Origin of the sequence: Mycobacterium sp. AT1 (genome assembly GCF_002043095.1) — a bacterium.
Taxonomy (GTDB): Bacteria; Actinomycetota; Actinomycetes; order Mycobacteriales; family Mycobacteriaceae; genus Mycobacterium.
The window spans coordinates 64,413-80,731 of record NZ_MVOC01000022.1; the positions used below are offsets into that span (position 1 = coordinate 64,413).

Consider the following 16,319-nt stretch of genomic DNA (forward strand, 5'->3'; position numbering starts at 1 on the left):
CCAGAAGTGACTTGAGCCCGCCCGGATCGATCCCCGGGCACAGGACCGCGGAACCCGCCGGGCGCGGGGCCTCACCGCCGAGGACGCAGTAGACGCACACCGTAGACGTGCAGACGTAAAGAAGCGATACGCGCGAAAGCGCACCGAGGAGATGGCAAGACGTGACGATCAACGAACACGACAGGGTTACCACCGGACGCACGGGTGGTTCGGCCACGACGTCCTCCGGCGCGCACGCGCTCGTCGACCTCCTCAACGCGGGTGAACCGTACGCCGTCGCCTTCGGTGGACAGGGTGGCAACTGGCTCGAGAACCTCGAGGAACTGATCAGCTCCGCCGGCATCGAGTCCGAGCTGAGCGAGGTCATCGGAGAGGCCGCGCTGCTGCTGCAGCCCGTCGCCCGTGAACTCGTCGTCGTCCGTCCGATCGGCTTCGAGCCGATGCAGTGGGTACGCGCGTTGGCCGCCGACGAGCCGCTGCCGACGGCCAAGCAGCTGACCACCGCCGCGATCTCCGGTCCCGGCATCCTGCTGACCCAGCTGGCCGCCATCCGCGCCTCGATGCGCCAGGGCCTCGACCTGTACGGCACGCCGCCCGTGGCGACGGCCGGACACAGTCAGGGCATCGTCGCGTGCGAGGCGCTCAAGGCCAAGGGCACCCGCGACGCCGAACTGCTCGCCATGCTCCAGCTGATCGGTGCGGCCGGCTCCCTGGTCTCACGCCGGCGCGGCATGGTCGGCCGTGGCGACAAGTCGCCGATGGTGTCGGTCACCAACGTCGACCCCGCCCGCATCGCCGAGCTCCTCGAGGAGTTCTCCACCGACGTTCGCACCGTGCTGCCGCCCGTGCTGTCCATCCGCAACGGCAGGCGCTCGGTCGTCATCACCGGCACCCCCGAACAGCTGTCCCGCTTCGAGCTGTACTGCAGCAAGATCACCGAGAAGGAAGAGGCGGAGCGCAAGAACAAGCTCCGCGGCGGCGCGGTCTTCAGCCCCGTCTTCCACGGCATCCAGGTCGAGGTCGGCTTCCACACCCCGCGGCTGGCCGACGCAATCGACGTCGTCGACGGCTGGGGCGAGAAGCTCGCCATCGACTCCGAACTGCTGCACCACTTCGCCAAGGCGATCTTCACCGACCCGTTCGACTGGGTCGACGAGGTCGAGCGCCTGCACGACTCCGGCGCCCGCTGGATCGTCGACCTCGGTCCCAGCGACACCATCACCCGCGTCACCGCGCCGGTCATCCGCGGCCTCGGCGTCGGCATCGTGCCCGCGGCCACCAGGGCCGGCCAGCGCAACCTGTTCACCGTCGGGGCCGCCCCCGAAGTCGTCCCGGCGTGGTCGAGCTATGCGCCGTCGGTCATCTCGCTGCCGGACGGCTCGGTCAAGCTCTCCACCAAGTTCACCAGGCTCACGGGTCGCTCGCCGATGCTCCTTGCCGGCATGACACCGACCACGGTCGACGCCAAGATCGTCGCCGCGGCGGCCAACGCCGGTCACTGGGCGGAGCTGGCCGGTGGCGGCCAGGTCACCGAACCCATCTTCGACAGGCGGGTCGCCGAGCTCACCGAGCTCCTCGAGCCGGGTCGCGCCGTCCAGTTCAACACCTTGTTCCTCGACCCGTACCTGTGGAAGCTGCAGGTGGGCGGCAAGCGCCTGGTGCAGAAGGCCCGTCAGTCCGGCGCCCCCTTCGACGGCGTGGTCGTCAGTGCAGGCATCCCCGAACTCGACGAGGCCGTCGCCATCATCGAGGAGCTCAACGAGGTCGGCCTCGCCTACGTGTGCTTCAAGCCGGGCACCGTCGAGCAGATCAAGTCGGTCATCAAGATTGCCGCCGAGGTCCCCGACCGTGAGGTCATCGTCCACGTCGAGGGCGGCCGCGCGGGTGGTCACCACTCGTGGGAGGACCTCGACGACCTGCTGATCTCCACTTACGGAGACCTCCGCAAGCTGTCCAACATCACGCTGTGCGTCGGTGGCGGCATCGGCACGCCCGAGCGGGCCGCGCAGTACCTGTCCGGTGAGTGGTCGGCGGCCTACGGCTTCCCGATCATGCCGGTCGACGGCATCCTCGTCGGCACCGCCACGATGGCCACGCTGGAGGCCACCACCTCGCCTGCGGTCAAGCAGCTGCTGGTCGACACCACCGGAACCGAGCAGTGGGTCGGCGCCGGAAAGGCGCAGGGCGGCATGGCATCCGGGCGCAGCCAGCTCGGTGCCGACATCCACGAGATCGACAACGCGGCGTCGCGCTGCGGTCGTCTGCTCGACGACGTCGCCGGTGACGTAGACGCCGTCGACGAGCGCCGCGACGAGATCATCGCCGCGATGGCGCTGACCGCCAAGCCGTACTTCGGTGACGTGGCGGACATGACCTACCTGCAGTGGCTGCGACGTTACGTCGAGCTCGCCATCGGCGACGGTGACAGCACCGCGGACACCAAGCGCCCGGATTCGCCGTGGCTCGACGGCAGCTGGCGCGACCGGTTCGAAGAGATGCTCAAGCGCGCCGAGGCGCGACTGCACCCGCTGGACTCCGGTCCGATCGAGACCCTCTTCACTGCCGACGCGGAAGGTGAGGCGCTGCTTGAGGATCCGGAGCGCGCCCTGACCTCGCTGCTGGCGCGGTACCCCGACGCCGAAGACGTCAAGCTGCATCCCGCCGACGTGCCTTTCTTCATCACCCTCTGCAAGACGCTTGGCAAGCCCGTCAACTTCGTGCCGGTCATCGACAAGGACGTCCGGCGCTGGTGGCGCAGCGACTCGCTGTGGCAGGCGCACGACGCGCGGTACTCCGCCGACCAGGTGTGCGTCATCCCCGGCACCGAAGCCGTCTTGGGCATCACCCGCGTCGACGAGCCCGTCGGCGACTTGCTCGACCGGTTCGAGAAGGCCTCGGTCGACGAGGTGCTCGCCTCCGGTGCGGAGCCGACGTCCGTCGTGTCCCGCCGTCAGGCTCGCGCCGACGTGACCGGTCCGCTCGCCGTGGTCCTCGACTCGCCCGACGTCCTGTGGGCAGGTCGCGCCGCGATCAACCCGGTGCACCGCATCGGTGCGCCAAATGAGTGGCAGGTCAACGAGAATCGGGCCGCGACGCACGCGTCGACCGGCTCGCGCCTCGAGCTCAGCGGTGAGCACGTCGTGTTGAGCGTGCCGCTGTCCGACATCTGGATCACCATCCGCTTCACCCTGCCGACCACCACGGTCGACGGTGGCATGCCCGTCGTCACGACCGACGACGCCTCGGCCGCCATGCGCGCCGTGCTGGCGATCGCCGCCGGCGTCGACGGCGTCGACACCCTGCCGGTCGTCGTCGACGACAGCACCACGGTCACCGTCTCCTGGGATCCCGAGGAGGTCGCCGACCACACCGGTGTGACCGCCACGTTCGGCGCCCCGCTGGCGCCCGGCCTGACGTTGGTGCCCGACGCGCTCGTCGGCCGCTGCTGGCCTGCCGTGTTCTCCGTCATCGGCGCTGCGGTCACCGAGACCGGTTTCCCGGTCGTCGAGGGTCTGCTCAGCCTGGTGCACCTCGACCACGCGGCGCACCTGCTGGCGCCCATGCCGACGTCGAAGAGCGAATTGACCGTCACCGCAACGGCTTCCGCTGCGGTGGACACCGAGGTCGGTCGCGTCGTCCCGGTGTCGGTGACGATTCGCGACGCAGAGGGAACCGAACTCGCCACGCTCGAAGAGCGTTTCGCGATCCGCGGCCGCACCGGTGCCGTTGCGCTGACCGATCCGGCCCAGGCCGGTGGTGCCATCACCGACAACGCGACCGACACCCCGCGTCGCCGCCGTCGTGACGTGACCGTCACCGCGCCGACGGACATGAGTGCGTTCGCCGTGGTCTCCGGAGACCACAACCCGATTCACACCGACCGCGCCGCCGCGCTGCTCGCCGGGCTGAAATCACCCATCGTGCACGGAATGTGGCTCTCGGCCGCCGCGCAGCACGTCGTCACCGCCACCGACGGCCGGGCGACCCCGCCCGCCCGTCTGGTCGGCTGGACCTCGCGCTTCCTCGGCATGGTCATGCCCGGCGACGAGATCGACTTCCGGGTCGACCGGGTCGGCATCGACCGCGGCGCCGAGATCATCGAGGTCACCGCGAAGGTCGGCACCGACCTGGTGATGTCGGCGACGGCCCAGTTGGCCGCGCCGAAGACGGTCTACGCCTTCCCCGGCCAGGGCATCCAGTCCAAGGGCATGGGCATGGAGGTCAGGGCCCGGTCCAAGGCCGCCCGCAAGGTGTGGGACATCGCCGACAAGTTCACCCGCGAGACGCTGGGCTTCTCGGTGCTGCACGTGGTGCGGGACAACCCGACCAGCCTGATCGCCAGCGGTGTGCACTACCACCACCCCGAGGGCGTGCTCTACCTGACGCAGTTCACCCAGGTGGCCATGGCCACCGTCGCCGCGGCGCAGGTTGCGGAGATGCGTGAGCAGGGTGCGTTCGTCGAGGGTGCCATCGCGTGCGGTCACTCCGTCGGTGAGTACACCGCGCTGGCCTGCGTGTCCGGCGTGTACCCGCTCGAGGCGCTGCTCGAGGTGGTCTTCCACCGCGGCAGCAAGATGCACGACATCGTGCCGCGCGACGAGAACGGTCGGTCGAACTACCGGCTGGCCGCGATCCGCCCGAGCCAGATCGACCTCGACGACGACGACGTCACCGACTGGGTCGCCGAGATCGCCGAGCGCACAGGCGAATTCCTGCAGATCGTGAACTTCAACCTGCGCGGTTCGCAGTACGCGATCGCCGGCACCGTCCGTGGTCTCGAAGTCCTCGAGGAAGAGGTCGACAAGCGCCGCGAGATCTCCGGCGGCAAGCGCTCGTTCATCCTGGTACCCGGCATCGACGTGCCGTTCCACTCCGAGGTGTTGCGCGTCGGCGTCGCCGACTTCCGTCGCTCGCTGGAGCGGGTCATGCCGCGCGACGCGGACCCCGCGCTGCTCGTCGGCAAGTACATCCCGAACCTGGTGCCGCGACCCTTCACCATGGACCGCGACTTCATCCAGGAGATCCGCGACCTGGTGCCCGCCGAGCCGCTCGACGAGATCCTCGCCGACTACGACACCTGGGTCACCGAGCGGCCGCGCGAGCTGTGCCGCAAGGTCGTCATCGAGCTGCTCGCATGGCAATTCGCCAGCCCGGTGCGCTGGATCGAGACCCAGGACCTCCTGTTCATCGAGGAGGCCGCGGGCGGTCTCGGCATCGAGCGCTTCGTCGAGATCGGCGTGAAGTCGGCCCCGACGGTTGCCGGCCTGGCCACCAACACGCTGAAGCTGCCGGAGTACTCGCACAACACGACCGAGGTGCTCAACACCGAGCGCGACGCCGCGGTCCTGTTCGCGACCGACACCGACCCGGAGCCGGATCTGGAGGAGGACACCGCGCCTGCCGCTCCCGCCGCCGACTCGGCGCCTGCCGCAGCCGCTCCCGCCGCACCCGCGGCGGCGCCCTCGGCTCCGTCCGGTGGTCCGCGACCCGACGACATCGCGTTCGGTGCCGACGACGCGACCCTGTCGCTGATCGCGCTGTCGGCCAAGATGCACGTCGACCAGATCGAACCGCTCGACTCCATCGAGTCGATCACCGACGGTGCGTCCTCACGACGCAACCAGCTGCTCGTCGACCTCGGCTCCGAGCTCAACCTCGGCGCCATCGACGGGGCGGCCGAAGCCGACCTCGCCGGTCTCAAGGCTCAGGTCACCAAGCTGGCCCGTACCTACAAGCCCTTTGGCCCAGTGCTTTCCGATGCGGTCAACGATCAGCTGCGCACGGTGCTCGGGCCCTCGGGCAAGCGCCCCGCCGCGATCGCCGAACGCGTCAAGAAGGATTGGGAGCTCGGGGACGGCTGGGTCAAGCACGTCACCATGGAACTGGTCCTCGGCACCCGTGAGGGCACCAGCGTCCGCGGCGGCAACCTCGGCCACCTGCACGACGGCGCACTGCCCGACGCGGCCACCGTGGACCGGGTCGTCGACGCGGCCGTCGCGGCCGTCGCCGCGCGTCGCGGCATCGCGGTGTCACTGCCCTCGGCAGGAGGCGCCGGGGGAGGCGTCGTGGACTCCGCGGCTCTGACCGAGTTCGCCGAGAAGGTCACCGGCCGGGACGGCGTGCTCGCCTCGGCGGCCAGGCTGATCCTCGGTCAGCTGGGCGTCGACGCGCCGGTGAACGCCGACGAGACGGTCAGCGACGCAGAGCTCGTCGACCTGGTCACCGCCGAACTCGGTTCGGACTGGCCACGTTTGGTCGCACCGACGTTCGACGGCCGCAAGGCGGTGCTGTTCGACGATCGCTGGGCGAGTGCCCGCGAGGATCTGGCCCGACTCTGGCTCAAGGGCGAGGACGAGATCGACGCGGACTGGTCGCGGCTCTCCGAGCGCTTCGAGGCCGCTGGTCACGTCGTTGCCAGCCAGGCGAATTGGTGGCAGGGCAAGGCGCTGGCCGCGGGCCGCAACGTGCACGCGTCGCTCTACGGGCGCGCAGCCGCGGGTGCGGAAAACCCGGGAACCGGTCGCTACAGCGACGACATCGCCGTCGTCACCGGTGCCTCGAAGGGCTCCATCGCGGCGTCGATCGTGGCGCAGCTGCTCGACGGCGGCGCCTCGGTGATCGCGACCACCTCGAAGCTGGACGACGATCGGCTGTCCTTCTACAAGGAGCTCTACCGCGACAACGCCCGCTTCGGCGCGACGCTGTGGGTGATTCCGGCGAACATGGCCTCCTACACCGACATCGACGCGCTCGTCAGCTGGATTGGCAGCGAGCAGTCGGAGAACATGGGGCCGAAGTCGGTCCACCTCAAGGACGCCCTGACCCCGACGCTGCTGTTCCCGTTCGCGGCGCCACGGGTCGCCGGTGACCTCTCCGACGCGGGTTCGCGTTCGGAGATGGAGATGAAGGTTCTGCTGTGGGCCGTACAGCGGCTCATCGGTGGGCTCTCGCACATCGGGTCCGAGCGCGACATCGCGTCGCGGTTGCACGTGGTGCTGCCCGGTTCGCCGAACCGCGGCATGTTCGGTGGCGACGGTGCCTACGGCGAAGCCAAGTCCGCATTGGACGCACTGGTGACGCGCTGGAAGGCCGAGACCTCCTGGTCGCAGCGAGTGTCGTTGGCACACGCCCTGATTGGGTGGACCAAGGGCACCGGGCTGATGGGTCACAACGACGCCATCGTCGGCGCGGTCGAAGAGGCAGGCGTCACGACGTACACGACCGAGCAGATGGCCGCCATGCTGCTCGACCTGTGCGACGTCGAGTCGAAGGTGGCCGCGGCCCGCGAGCCGATCCTCAAGGATCTGACCGGTGGGCTCGGCGAAATCGACATCGACATGGGCGAACTGGCCGCCAAGGCCCGTGAGGACATGGCCGCCGAGAGCAGCGCGAGCCGCTCCGACGAGGACGACGAGTCGAGCACCATCAAGGCTCTTCCGTCGCCCCCGCGCGGTTACGCGTCAGCGCCGCCGCCGGAGTGGGCCGACCTCGACGTCGACCCCGCCGACATGGTCGTCATCGTGGGTGGCGCCGAACTCGGACCGTACGGTTCGTCGCGCACCCGCTTCGAGGCCGAGGTGTCCGGAGAGCTCTCCGCCGCAGGCGTTCTCGAGCTCGCCTGGACCACCGGTCTGGTCAAGTGGGAAGACGATCCGAAGCCGGGCTGGTACGACACGGCCTCGGGCGACCTGATCGACGAGGGCGAGTTGGTGGAGCGCTACCACGACGCCGTCATCGAGCGGGTGGGCATCCGCGAGTTCGTGCCGGACGGTGTCATCGACGCGGATCTGTCTGCGCCGCTGCTGGTTTCGGTCTTCCTCGACAAGGACTTCACCTTCGCGGTGTCGTCCGAGGCCGATGCCCGCGCGTTCGTCGGGTTCGACCCGGAGCACACCGTCATCTCACCGGTCCCCGGCAGCGGTGACTGGCAGGTGACCCGCAAGGCGGGCACCGAGATTCGGGTGCCCCGCAAGGTCAAGCTGTCGCGGACCGTTGGCGCTCAGATCCCGACCGGGTTCGATCCCACGGTCTACGGCGTCAGCCAGGACATGGTGAACTCGATCGACCGGCTGGCGCTGTGGAACCTCGTCACGACCGTCGACGCGTTCCTGTCGTCCGGCTTCACCCCGACCGAGTTGATGCGGTGGGTGCACCCGAGCCTGGTGGCCAGCACGCAGGGCACCGGCATGGGCGGCATGACGTCGATGCAGACGATGTACCACGGCAACTTGCTCGGCAAGAACAAGCCGAACGACATCCTGCAGGAGGTCCTGCCGAACGTCATGGCAGGCCACGTGGTGCAGTCCTACATCGGCAGCTACGGCGCGATGATCCACCCCGTCGGCGCGTGCGCCACCACGGCGGTCTCCGTCGAGGAGGGCGTGGACAAGATCCGGCTCGGCAAGGCGGAGTTCGTGGTCGCGGGTGGCTACGACGACCTGACGCTGGAGGCCATCATCGGCTTCGGCGACATGTCCGCGACCGCGGACACCGAGGCGATGCGTGCCAAGGGCATCAGCGACTCGAAGTTCTCGCGCGGCAACGACCGTCGTCGCCTCGGCTTCGTCGAGGGCCAGGGTGGCGGAACGATCCTGCTGGCCCGCGGCGATCTCGCCCTGGAGATGGGGCTGCCCGTGCTGTCGGTCGTCGGCTACGTGTCGTCGTTCGGCGACGGCGTCCACACGTCGATCCCGGCACCGGGACTTGGCGCTCTCGGCGCAGGCCGCGGCGGCAAGAAGTCGGAGCTGGTCAAGTCGCTGGCGAAGCTCGGGGTCAGTGCCGACGACGTCGCGGTGATCTCCAAGCACGACACGTCCACTCTGGCAAACGATCCCAACGAGACCGAGTTGCACGAACGGCTCGCAGGGGCGATGGGTCGCTCACCGGGCAACCCGCTGTTCATCGTCAGCCAGAAGAGCCTCACGGGTCACTCGAAGGGCGGCGCGGCGGCGTTCCAGATCATGGGCATGTGCCAGATGCTGCGCGACGGCGTCATCCCGCCGAACCGCAGCCTGGATTGCGTCGACGAGGAAATGGCGCACGCCTCGCACTTCGTGTGGGTGCGCGAAACCTTGGAGATGCGAGACGAATTCCCGATGAAGGCGGGTTTGATCACCAGCCTGGGCTTCGGTCACGTGTCGGGTCTGGTGGCACTGGTTCACCCGCAGGCCTTCCTGGCTGCGCTGAGCCCCGAGCAGCGTGAGGACTACAAGGCGCGCGCCAACAACCGGGTTCTCGAGGGTCAGCGGCGGCTGGCGTCGGCGATCGCCGGCGGACCGGCCATGTACGAGAAGCCGGCCGACCGCCGCTTCAACCACGACTCGCCGGAGAAGCGTCAGGAAGCGAACATGTTGCTCGATCCCGCGTCGCGTCTCGGCAAGGATGGTTGGTATGGCGAGTGAGGCCCTGCAAGAAGCTCCGGCGGGCTCAGCTAGCGTTCCTGGCATGAGCATCGTCGGGGTCGGCATCGACCTGGTCTCCATATCGGAATTCGCCGAGCAGGTCGACCAACCGGGCACCGTGTTCGCCGAGACGTTCACCCCCGGTGAGAGGCGAGACGCCGCCGACAAGAGTTCGTCGGCGGCGCGGCACCTGGCGGCCCGGTGGGCGGCCAAGGAGGCCGTGATCAAGGCGTGGTCGGGGTCGCGGTTCTCCAAGCGACCCGTGCTGCCCGAGGACATCCACCGCGACATCGAGGTGGTCACCGACATGTGGGGTCGGCCGAAGGTGCGGTTGTCCGGCGACATCGCCGAGCACCTGAAGGACATCACCATTCACGTGTCGCTGACCCACGACGGCGACACCGCCGCTGCGGTGGCCATCCTGGAGTCCGCTTAACCCTCTCCCGCGAGCAGACGCAAAAGGCCCTCATTCCCAGCGAATGAGGGCCATTTGCGTCTGCTCGCGGAGAGGGGCGGGGCACTACGCTCGACCTCATGAGCGATATCGTCTCCCGCGTCCAGTCGGTGCTGCCCTCGGTGCGCGCCGACCTCGAAGCCCTCGTCCGCATCGAGTCGGTCTGGGCCGACCACGGCCGGCGCGACGAGGTGCACCGCACGGCCGAGATGGTGTCGAAGTTGTTGTCGGAGGCCGGTTTCGACGACGTCCGCACCGTCAGCGAGGGCGGTGCTCCTGCGGTCATCGCGCGCCGGCCGGCACCCGAGGGAGCGCCGACGGTTCTGCTGTACGCCCACCACGACGTGCAACCCGAGGGCGACGTGTCCAAGTGGGCCTCGGCGCCGTTCGAACCCACCGAGCGCGACGGCCGGCTCTACGGTCGCGGCACCGCCGACGACAAGGCGGGCATCGCCACGCACCTCGCCGCGATCCGCGCCTTCGGCGGCGACCTGCCGGTGGGCGTCACGGTGTTCGTGGAGGGGGAGGAGGAGTCGGGATCGCCGTCCCTGGGTGCCTTGCTCGCCGCTCACCGCGATCTGCTGGCCGCCGACGTCATCGTCATTGCCGACTCGATGAACTGGACGACCGAGATCCCGTCGCTCACGGTGTCACTGCGCGGGCTTGCCGACTGCATCGTCGAGGTCGCCACGCTCGACCATGGTCTGCACTCGGGGATGTGGGGCGGCGTCGTCCCCGACGCGTTGAGCGTTCTGGTGCGCCTGCTGGCCAGCCTGCACGACGACGACGGCAACGTCGCGGTCGAGGGCTTGCACGCGGGTTCGGCCGCCGACGTGGAGTATTCGGACGAGCAGGTGCGCGAGGAGACCGGCATGCTCGACGGTGTCACCCAGATTGGGACGGGTTCGGTCGCCGACCGGTTGTGGGCCAAGCCGGCGATCACGGTCATCGGCCTCGACACGACGTCCATCGAGAAGTCGTCGAACACCTTGATCCCGAGCGCCCGCGCCAAGGTCAGCATGCGCGTCGCACCCGGCGGTGACGCCCGGCGCCATCTCGAGGCGCTGACCCGCCACCTCGAGCAGAAGGCGCCGTGGGGCGCCAAGGTCACCGTCACCCCTGGCGATCTGGGGCAGCCGTACGCCATCGACGCGGCGGGCCCGGTCTACGACGCGGCCCGCGCGGCGTTCCGGCAGGCCTGGGGCACCGATCCAGTCGACATGGGCGTCGGCGGGTCGATTCCCTTCATCGCCGAGTTCGCGGCCGCCTTCCCCGAGGCCAAGATCCTCGTCACCGGCGTCGAGGACCCGGCGACGCAGGCCCACAGCATCGACGAGAGCCTTGATCTCGGGGTGCTGGAGCGGGCGGCGACGTCGGAGGCGCTGCTGCTGGAGGCGCTCGGGTCGGCCGACCGCTAGACCGCTATGTCGCGGCGCAGCTTCGCGACGTGACCGGTGGCCTTCACGTTGTACTGGGCCACCTCGATCTTGCCCTTCTCGTCGACGACGAACGTCGACCGGATGACGCCCTGAACCGTCTTGCCGTACATGGACTTCTCGCCGAAGGCGCCCCACGCGGTGAGCACCGTGCGGTCGGGATCGGACAGCAGCGGGAACGTCAACCCCTCGGCGTCGCGGAACTTGGCGAGCTTTTCGGGCTTGTCGGGGGAGATGCCGACGACGTCGAGTCCTGCCTCGTTCAATTCGGCAAGGCTGTCGCGGAAGTCGCAGGCCTGCTTTGTGCAGCCGGGCGTGGACGCGGCGGGGTAGAAGTACACGACGAGCTTGCGTCCGGCGAAGTCACCGAGCGAGACGGTGTTGCCGTCGGCGTCGGGCAGGCTGAAGGCGGGGGCCTCGTCGCCCACCGCGAGGCGTGGGGTGGGTGGCATGTGTCATGTCCCTTCGGTCGGCCGGTGCACGATGTGGTCGCGTGGCTGCTCTAGGGTAATTCCCCAAGACCGCAACGCGATTGAAGGGGCTGACGTGGCCGACCGGGATCCCGACAAGATCAAGCAGGACATCGACGTGGCACGCGAACAACTCGCCCACACCGTGGATGCCCTTGCCGAGCGGGCGAACCCGGCTCGGATCGCCGACGACGTCAAGACGGGTGTGGTGCAGTTCGCGAAGAAGCCCGCGGTCGCGATGACGCTGGCGGCATTGGGCACCATCTTCGTGGTGCTGACGATCCGGCGGATCACCAACCGCTGAGGGGCGTCAGCGACGGCGGAAGCGGCCGATCCGGAAGAGGTCAAGGAACGAAAATCCTGGCGGATTGGCGGTAAGACCCAGTCGGCTGCAGGTGTAGACCGCGACGACCCGCTCGTCGCCGTCGTCCACCTGGACGGTTGACGAGGCGATCGGTGGGGCCGCACCTGCGGTCGACATCAGCTAAGACCTCGTAACTTTCTCGGAAATCGGGGCGATCGCACGCCCATCCGGATGCAGCTAACAGGATCGTAGCAGGTCTGCCCAGCGAGGCACAGGTCGTATCCGATCTGTTTGTGCAGGTTGGGGCGGTCGGGGCGATGAGTTTCGATTCAATCGTGTCCCGAAATTTGATCATGACCGGTGAATTCAGCACACGTCAGATGCTTGTTCGAGGTAGCTCCTAGTTAATTCGATATGGCGTTCCTCGCTATCGGGGCTCGAGGAATGCGTGCAACCAACGATTCCCCTGCGCCCCGGCCCGTCCGCTGACCTGCTGTTCAGTGACGGCCGGCCACTCGCGTGACCGCATCCGCATTCCTCGAGTGGCGACGAAACTGCGTCACGGCCGACGCGGGCGCCATTTGTCCGGCGGTCGACGGTGAGTGCTGAAATTGCGTGCACGGGATTCCCATTGTTGGGAATTGTGATCGGCGGACGACGGCCGTGCGGGGCCCGTCGGCATGCAGGGCGGCACCGGCGACATGCCCTTAAAACCAAGGAATCGGGCCGTTGCCGACCCGATTCGTGTGGTGCGCCGTCAGGGTTTCGAACCCCGGACCCGCTGATTAAGAGTCAGCTGCTCTACCAACTGAGCTAACGGCGCGCGTGGAAGACGATAACAGTCCCGGGGCGCAGGATGAAATCGGAATGGCCGACGAGCGTCGACCCGTTGCGACGATCACCCCCGTGTCGCCCGCCTCCCCTAGACTGCTGGCAGATCGGTGGGAATACCTCGTGAATCGTGTTGGAAGGTGTATGAGCATGTCGCAGGCCAAATTGGCGACTCGCCCGCGTCGGATGAGCAGCTGGCTGGTGGCCATGGTGATGGTTCCCGCGGTCGTATTCGGCGTCAGCGCCTGCAACGGCACGCCCGCGCCACCTCCGCAGCCCCAGGCGATCGACGACAAGGGAACGCCGTTTGGTGATCTCCTGGTGCCCAAGCTCACCGCCTCGGTGAAGGACGGCGCGGTTGGTGTGACGGTCGACTCGCCCGTGACGGTCAGCGCGGAGGACGGTGTCCTCGGCTCGGTCACGATGACCAACGACGCCGGCGCCACCGTCTCGGGCCGACTGAGCCCAGACGGCCTGCGGTGGATCACCACCGAGCCGCTCGGCTACAACAAGAAGTACACGTTGAGCGCGCAGTCGCTGGGGCTCGGCGGTGTGACGAGCCGGTCGATGACGTTCCAGACGCACTCGCCCGAAAACCTGACGCGGCCATACTTGTTGCCCAATGACGGCGACGTCGTCGGCGTCGGTCAACCCATCGCCATCCGGTTCGACGAGAACGTGCCGAACCGTCTCGCCGCGGAGAAGGCCATCACGATCACGACCAATCCTCCGGTGGAGGGTGCGTTCTACTGGCTGAGCAACCGCGAGGTGCGGTGGCGTCCAGAGGCGTATTGGAAGCCGGGTACGGCAGTCGACGTTGCGGTGAACACCTACGGCGTGAATCTCGGTGACGGCCTGTTCGGTCAGGAGAACGTCGCGTCCCGTTTCACGATCGGCGACGAGGTGATCGCGACCGCGGACGACAACACCAAGACGCTGACGGTTCGCCGCAACGGCGAGGTCGTCAAGACCATGCCCATCTCGATGGGCAAGAGCAGCACCCCGACCGACAACGGGACGTACATCATCGGAGACCGGCTTTCGCACATGGTGATGGATTCCTCGACCTATGGCGTGCCGTCGAACTCCCCGAACGGCTACCGCACGGAGGTCGACTACGCCACGCAGATGTCCTACAGCGGGATCTACGTGCACGCCGCGCCGTGGTCGGTCGGCAGCCAGGGCTACAGCAACGTCAGCCACGGCTGTCTCAACGTCAGTACCAGCAACGCGAAGTGGTTCTACGAGAACACCAAGCGGGGTGATTTGGTCCTGGTCTCCAACACCGTCGGGAGCACGCTTCCTGGCACCGACGGCCTCGGCGACTGGAACGTGCCGTGGGAGCAGTGGAAGGCCGGCAACGCCAACGTTTAAGCCGGGGCTCGGGTGGTCGGTCGGCCGCTAAGTGAAGTCAGTCTGGAGCTGTGACTTCACTTGTCGCAGGCGAAGTGCTGCCCAGGTACGGCACCTGTCACCCGGCTGTGCCGGCAAGCATCGCCGACCTGGTACGGACTTGCCGTCGCCGGTGGCTGCACACGCCGAGTCCGCCAGTCGCGAGATTGCCCGATTCGACTCCGAACTGGGCGGTGAGATCGCTCCGTTCGGCGCCGTGCTGCTGCGGTCGGAGTCAGCCGCGAGCTCCCAAATCGAGAACCTGACCGCGTCGCCAACACCGCTGCGATGCAGGCTGCCCTTGCCCTGTCCGATCGCGTGGACGCCGACGCCATCTTGGCGATGCACCGTGCGTTGATGGTCAACGAGCCGCGGCACACACCGGGTGAGTTTCGCACCGAGCCGGTGTGGATCGGCGGTGGTTCCACTCCCATCGGTGCGACGTTCGTCGGCCCCCGCCACGACCTGATTCCCGGTGCGATCAGTGACCTCGTCGCTTTCTCGCAGCGCACCGACGTTCCCGCGCTGGCGCAGATCGCGGTGGGCCATGCGCAGTTCGAGACCATTCATCCGTTCACCGACGGGAACGGCCGCACGGGCCGTGCCTTGGTGCAAGCCCTACTTCGGAACAAGGGCTTGACGCGCCAGGTGACGGTGCCGGTCTCGGCGGGGCTGCTGGCCGACACCAGTGCCTACTTCGCCGCGTTGACCAGCTATCGCGACGGAGGCGCCGCTCCGATCGTGGAGAGCCTCACGCAGGCCACATTCGATGCCATCGCCAACGGGCGGCGGTTGATCGCCGACCTTCGAGAGATCCGCAACTCCTGGAACGGCGCGATCACGGCACGTTCGGATTCGGCGATGTGGAAGGTCGCCGACTTGTTGACCCGCCGTCCGGTCGTCAACGCGGCGCTGCTGGCTCGGGAGTTGGGCATCGAGTCCACCAACGCTCACCGCTACCTCAACCCGCTCACCGAGGCGGGAATCCTCGTCGCGAGCACCAGCGGGCCACGTAACCGGATGTGGCGGTCGCCCGAGGTGCTCGCCGCGCTCGACGCCTTTGCCGAACGCGCCGGGCGCAGGAGCTGATCACTAGAGTCGGTGCAATGGCGCAGCAGGGTAAACCAGGCTTCTCGGACAACGCGTTCGTCCGCACCGTCAACAAGGTGGCGGTGGCGACGATGAAGCTGCCCATCCTGGGCGGTCTGGTACGTCGCGGACTCGTCGAGATCCGCTACGTCGGGCGCAAGTCCGGCAAGACGTTCGAGATCCCGGTCAACTACCGCCGCTCCGGCGATTCGATCACCATCTGGGTCGGGATGCCCGACAAGAAGAGTTGGTGGCGCAACTTCCTCGGCGAGGGCGGCGCGGTTACCCTCGTCGGGCTCGACGGGCGCGATCGCACCGGCCACGCGGTGGCCACCCGAAGCGACCGCGGTGCGGTGTCGGTGCGGGTCCAGTTGGACGGGTGATCAGCGCGGCTTCACCCACCGCCACTGCCGGGTAGAGCACTCCTGGGCGTCGGGCAGCCGATCTCCTACCGCCGCAACCACTCCCGGCCACCATTGCTCGTCGTAGTCGTCCCCGGACAACCAGCCTCCCGGCGCCACCTTCGGCAGCCAACCGTCTATGTCGGCGAGCACGCTGTCGTATTCGTGGCGGGCGTCGAGGTGCACCCAGGCCAACGAGCCGTCGGCGAAGAGCGCGGCAGCCGCTGGCGACGGGCTGACCAAGAGGTGCACCCGGTCGGCGAAACCACACGCGATGACGTTGCGGTGCAACTGCCCGGCGAGGGTGCCGCCACCGTCGGCGACGGCGGCGGCATGGGAGTCCTTGTCCGCGGTGCCTTCACGCCCACTGCCTTGGCAATAGTCGACGCCGACCACGGTGAAGTCGCGTGTCGACTCACCGACCACCTCGGCGAGCGAACACAAGCTGCGGCCGAGGTAGGACCCCACCTCGACGAACGTGCTGCCGTCTGCGAAGGTCGCCACGGCCTCCTCCTGCAGGTCACGCCAGCCAAACCAGCCA

At 68.1% G+C, this 16,319-nt stretch carries 10 protein-coding genes and 1 tRNA gene; 7 read left to right on the plus strand and 4 right to left on the minus strand.

The window, feature by feature from the left end:
• The first annotated feature begins 161 nt into the window (after nucleotides 1-161).
• The 3 genes from B1790_RS11095 (at nucleotide 162) to B1790_RS11105 (ending at nucleotide 11,273) form a co-directional block, all read left to right on the plus strand.
• Nucleotides 162-9,401, plus strand: a complete 9,240-nt coding sequence (locus tag B1790_RS11095) for a type I polyketide synthase (protein WP_079923262.1) — start codon at nucleotides 162-164, stop codon at nucleotides 9,399-9,401.
• Between the two features lie 43 nt (nucleotides 9,402-9,444).
• On the plus strand, nucleotides 9,445-9,837 hold the full coding sequence (locus B1790_RS11100) for a holo-ACP synthase (protein ID WP_079923263.1): 393 nt from the start codon (nucleotides 9,445-9,447) through the stop codon (nucleotides 9,835-9,837).
• Between the two features lie 98 nt (nucleotides 9,838-9,935).
• Nucleotides 9,936-11,273 (plus strand): dipeptidase, encoded by a 1,338-nt coding sequence (locus B1790_RS11105; RefSeq protein WP_079923264.1) that lies wholly within the window; start codon nucleotides 9,936-9,938, stop codon nucleotides 11,271-11,273.
• Here the strand turns inward: B1790_RS11105 and bcp are convergent.
• Complete coding sequence (gene bcp / locus B1790_RS11110) at nucleotides 11,270-11,743, minus strand: thioredoxin-dependent thiol peroxidase (protein ID WP_079923265.1); 474 nt, start codon at nucleotides 11,741-11,743, stop codon at nucleotides 11,270-11,272. The genes B1790_RS11105 and bcp overlap by 4 nt on opposite strands.
• Nucleotides 11,744-11,837: 94 nt before the next feature.
• Here bcp and B1790_RS11115 point away from each other — a divergent pair, with 94 nt between their 5' ends.
• Nucleotides 11,838-12,065, plus strand: a complete 228-nt coding sequence (locus B1790_RS11115; RefSeq protein ID WP_079923266.1) for a DUF3618 domain-containing protein — start codon at nucleotides 11,838-11,840, stop codon at nucleotides 12,063-12,065.
• A 6-nt stretch (nucleotides 12,066-12,071) separates the two neighbouring features.
• Here the strand turns inward: B1790_RS11115 and B1790_RS34985 are convergent, their stop codons facing one another.
• Nucleotides 12,072-12,242: a hypothetical protein gene (locus tag B1790_RS34985; protein ID WP_198951978.1), complete on the minus strand. Its 171-nt coding sequence runs from the start codon at nucleotides 12,240-12,242 to the stop codon at nucleotides 12,072-12,074.
• A gap of 570 nt (nucleotides 12,243-12,812) precedes the next feature.
• Nucleotides 12,813-12,888, minus strand: a tRNA-Lys gene (locus B1790_RS11120).
• Nucleotides 12,889-13,046: 158 nt separating this feature from the next.
• Between B1790_RS11120 and B1790_RS11125 the strand changes: the two genes are divergently transcribed.
• The 3 genes from B1790_RS11125 to B1790_RS11135 all read left to right on the plus strand — a co-directional run bounded on the left by B1790_RS11125 (nucleotide 13,047) and on the right by B1790_RS11135 (nucleotide 15,760).
• Nucleotides 13,047-14,270: an Ig-like domain-containing protein gene (locus B1790_RS11125; protein WP_079923326.1), complete on the plus strand. Its 1,224-nt coding sequence runs from the start codon at nucleotides 13,047-13,049 to the stop codon at nucleotides 14,268-14,270.
• Nucleotides 14,271-14,576: 306 nt separating this feature from the next.
• Complete coding sequence (locus B1790_RS11130) at nucleotides 14,577-15,377, plus strand: Fic family protein (RefSeq protein WP_233165057.1); 801 nt, start codon at nucleotides 14,577-14,579, stop codon at nucleotides 15,375-15,377.
• A 17-nt stretch (nucleotides 15,378-15,394) separates the two neighbouring features.
• On the plus strand, nucleotides 15,395-15,760 hold the full coding sequence (locus B1790_RS11135; protein WP_079923267.1) for a hypothetical protein: 366 nt from the start codon (nucleotides 15,395-15,397) through the stop codon (nucleotides 15,758-15,760).
• On the opposite strand, the gene B1790_RS11140 is transcribed toward B1790_RS11135, so the two are convergent.
• Entirely contained in the window at nucleotides 15,761-16,282 is a 522-nt protein-coding gene (locus tag B1790_RS11140) for a class I SAM-dependent methyltransferase (RefSeq protein WP_233165058.1), read from the minus strand.
• Nucleotides 16,283-16,319: the final 37 nt, after the last annotated feature.

Coding starts and splice junctions, on each gene's coding strand:
- B1790_RS34985 (WP_198951978.1), bottom strand. CDS start 12,242: ATGTCGACCGCAGGTGCGGCCCCACCGATCGCCTCGTCAACCGTCCAG.
- B1790_RS11100 (WP_079923263.1), top strand. CDS start 9,445: ATGAGCATCGTCGGGGTCGGCATCGACCTGGTCTCCATATCGGAATTC.
- B1790_RS11105 (WP_079923264.1), top strand. CDS start 9,936: ATGAGCGATATCGTCTCCCGCGTCCAGTCGGTGCTGCCCTCGGTGCGC.
- bcp (WP_079923265.1), bottom strand. CDS start 11,743: ATGCCACCCACCCCACGCCTCGCGGTGGGCGACGAGGCCCCCGCCTTC.
- B1790_RS11125 (WP_079923326.1), top strand. CDS start 13,047: ATGTCGCAGGCCAAATTGGCGACTCGCCCGCGTCGGATGAGCAGCTGG.
- B1790_RS11130 (WP_233165057.1), top strand. CDS start 14,577: ATGCAGGCTGCCCTTGCCCTGTCCGATCGCGTGGACGCCGACGCCATC.
- B1790_RS11135 (WP_079923267.1), top strand. CDS start 15,395: ATGGCGCAGCAGGGTAAACCAGGCTTCTCGGACAACGCGTTCGTCCGC.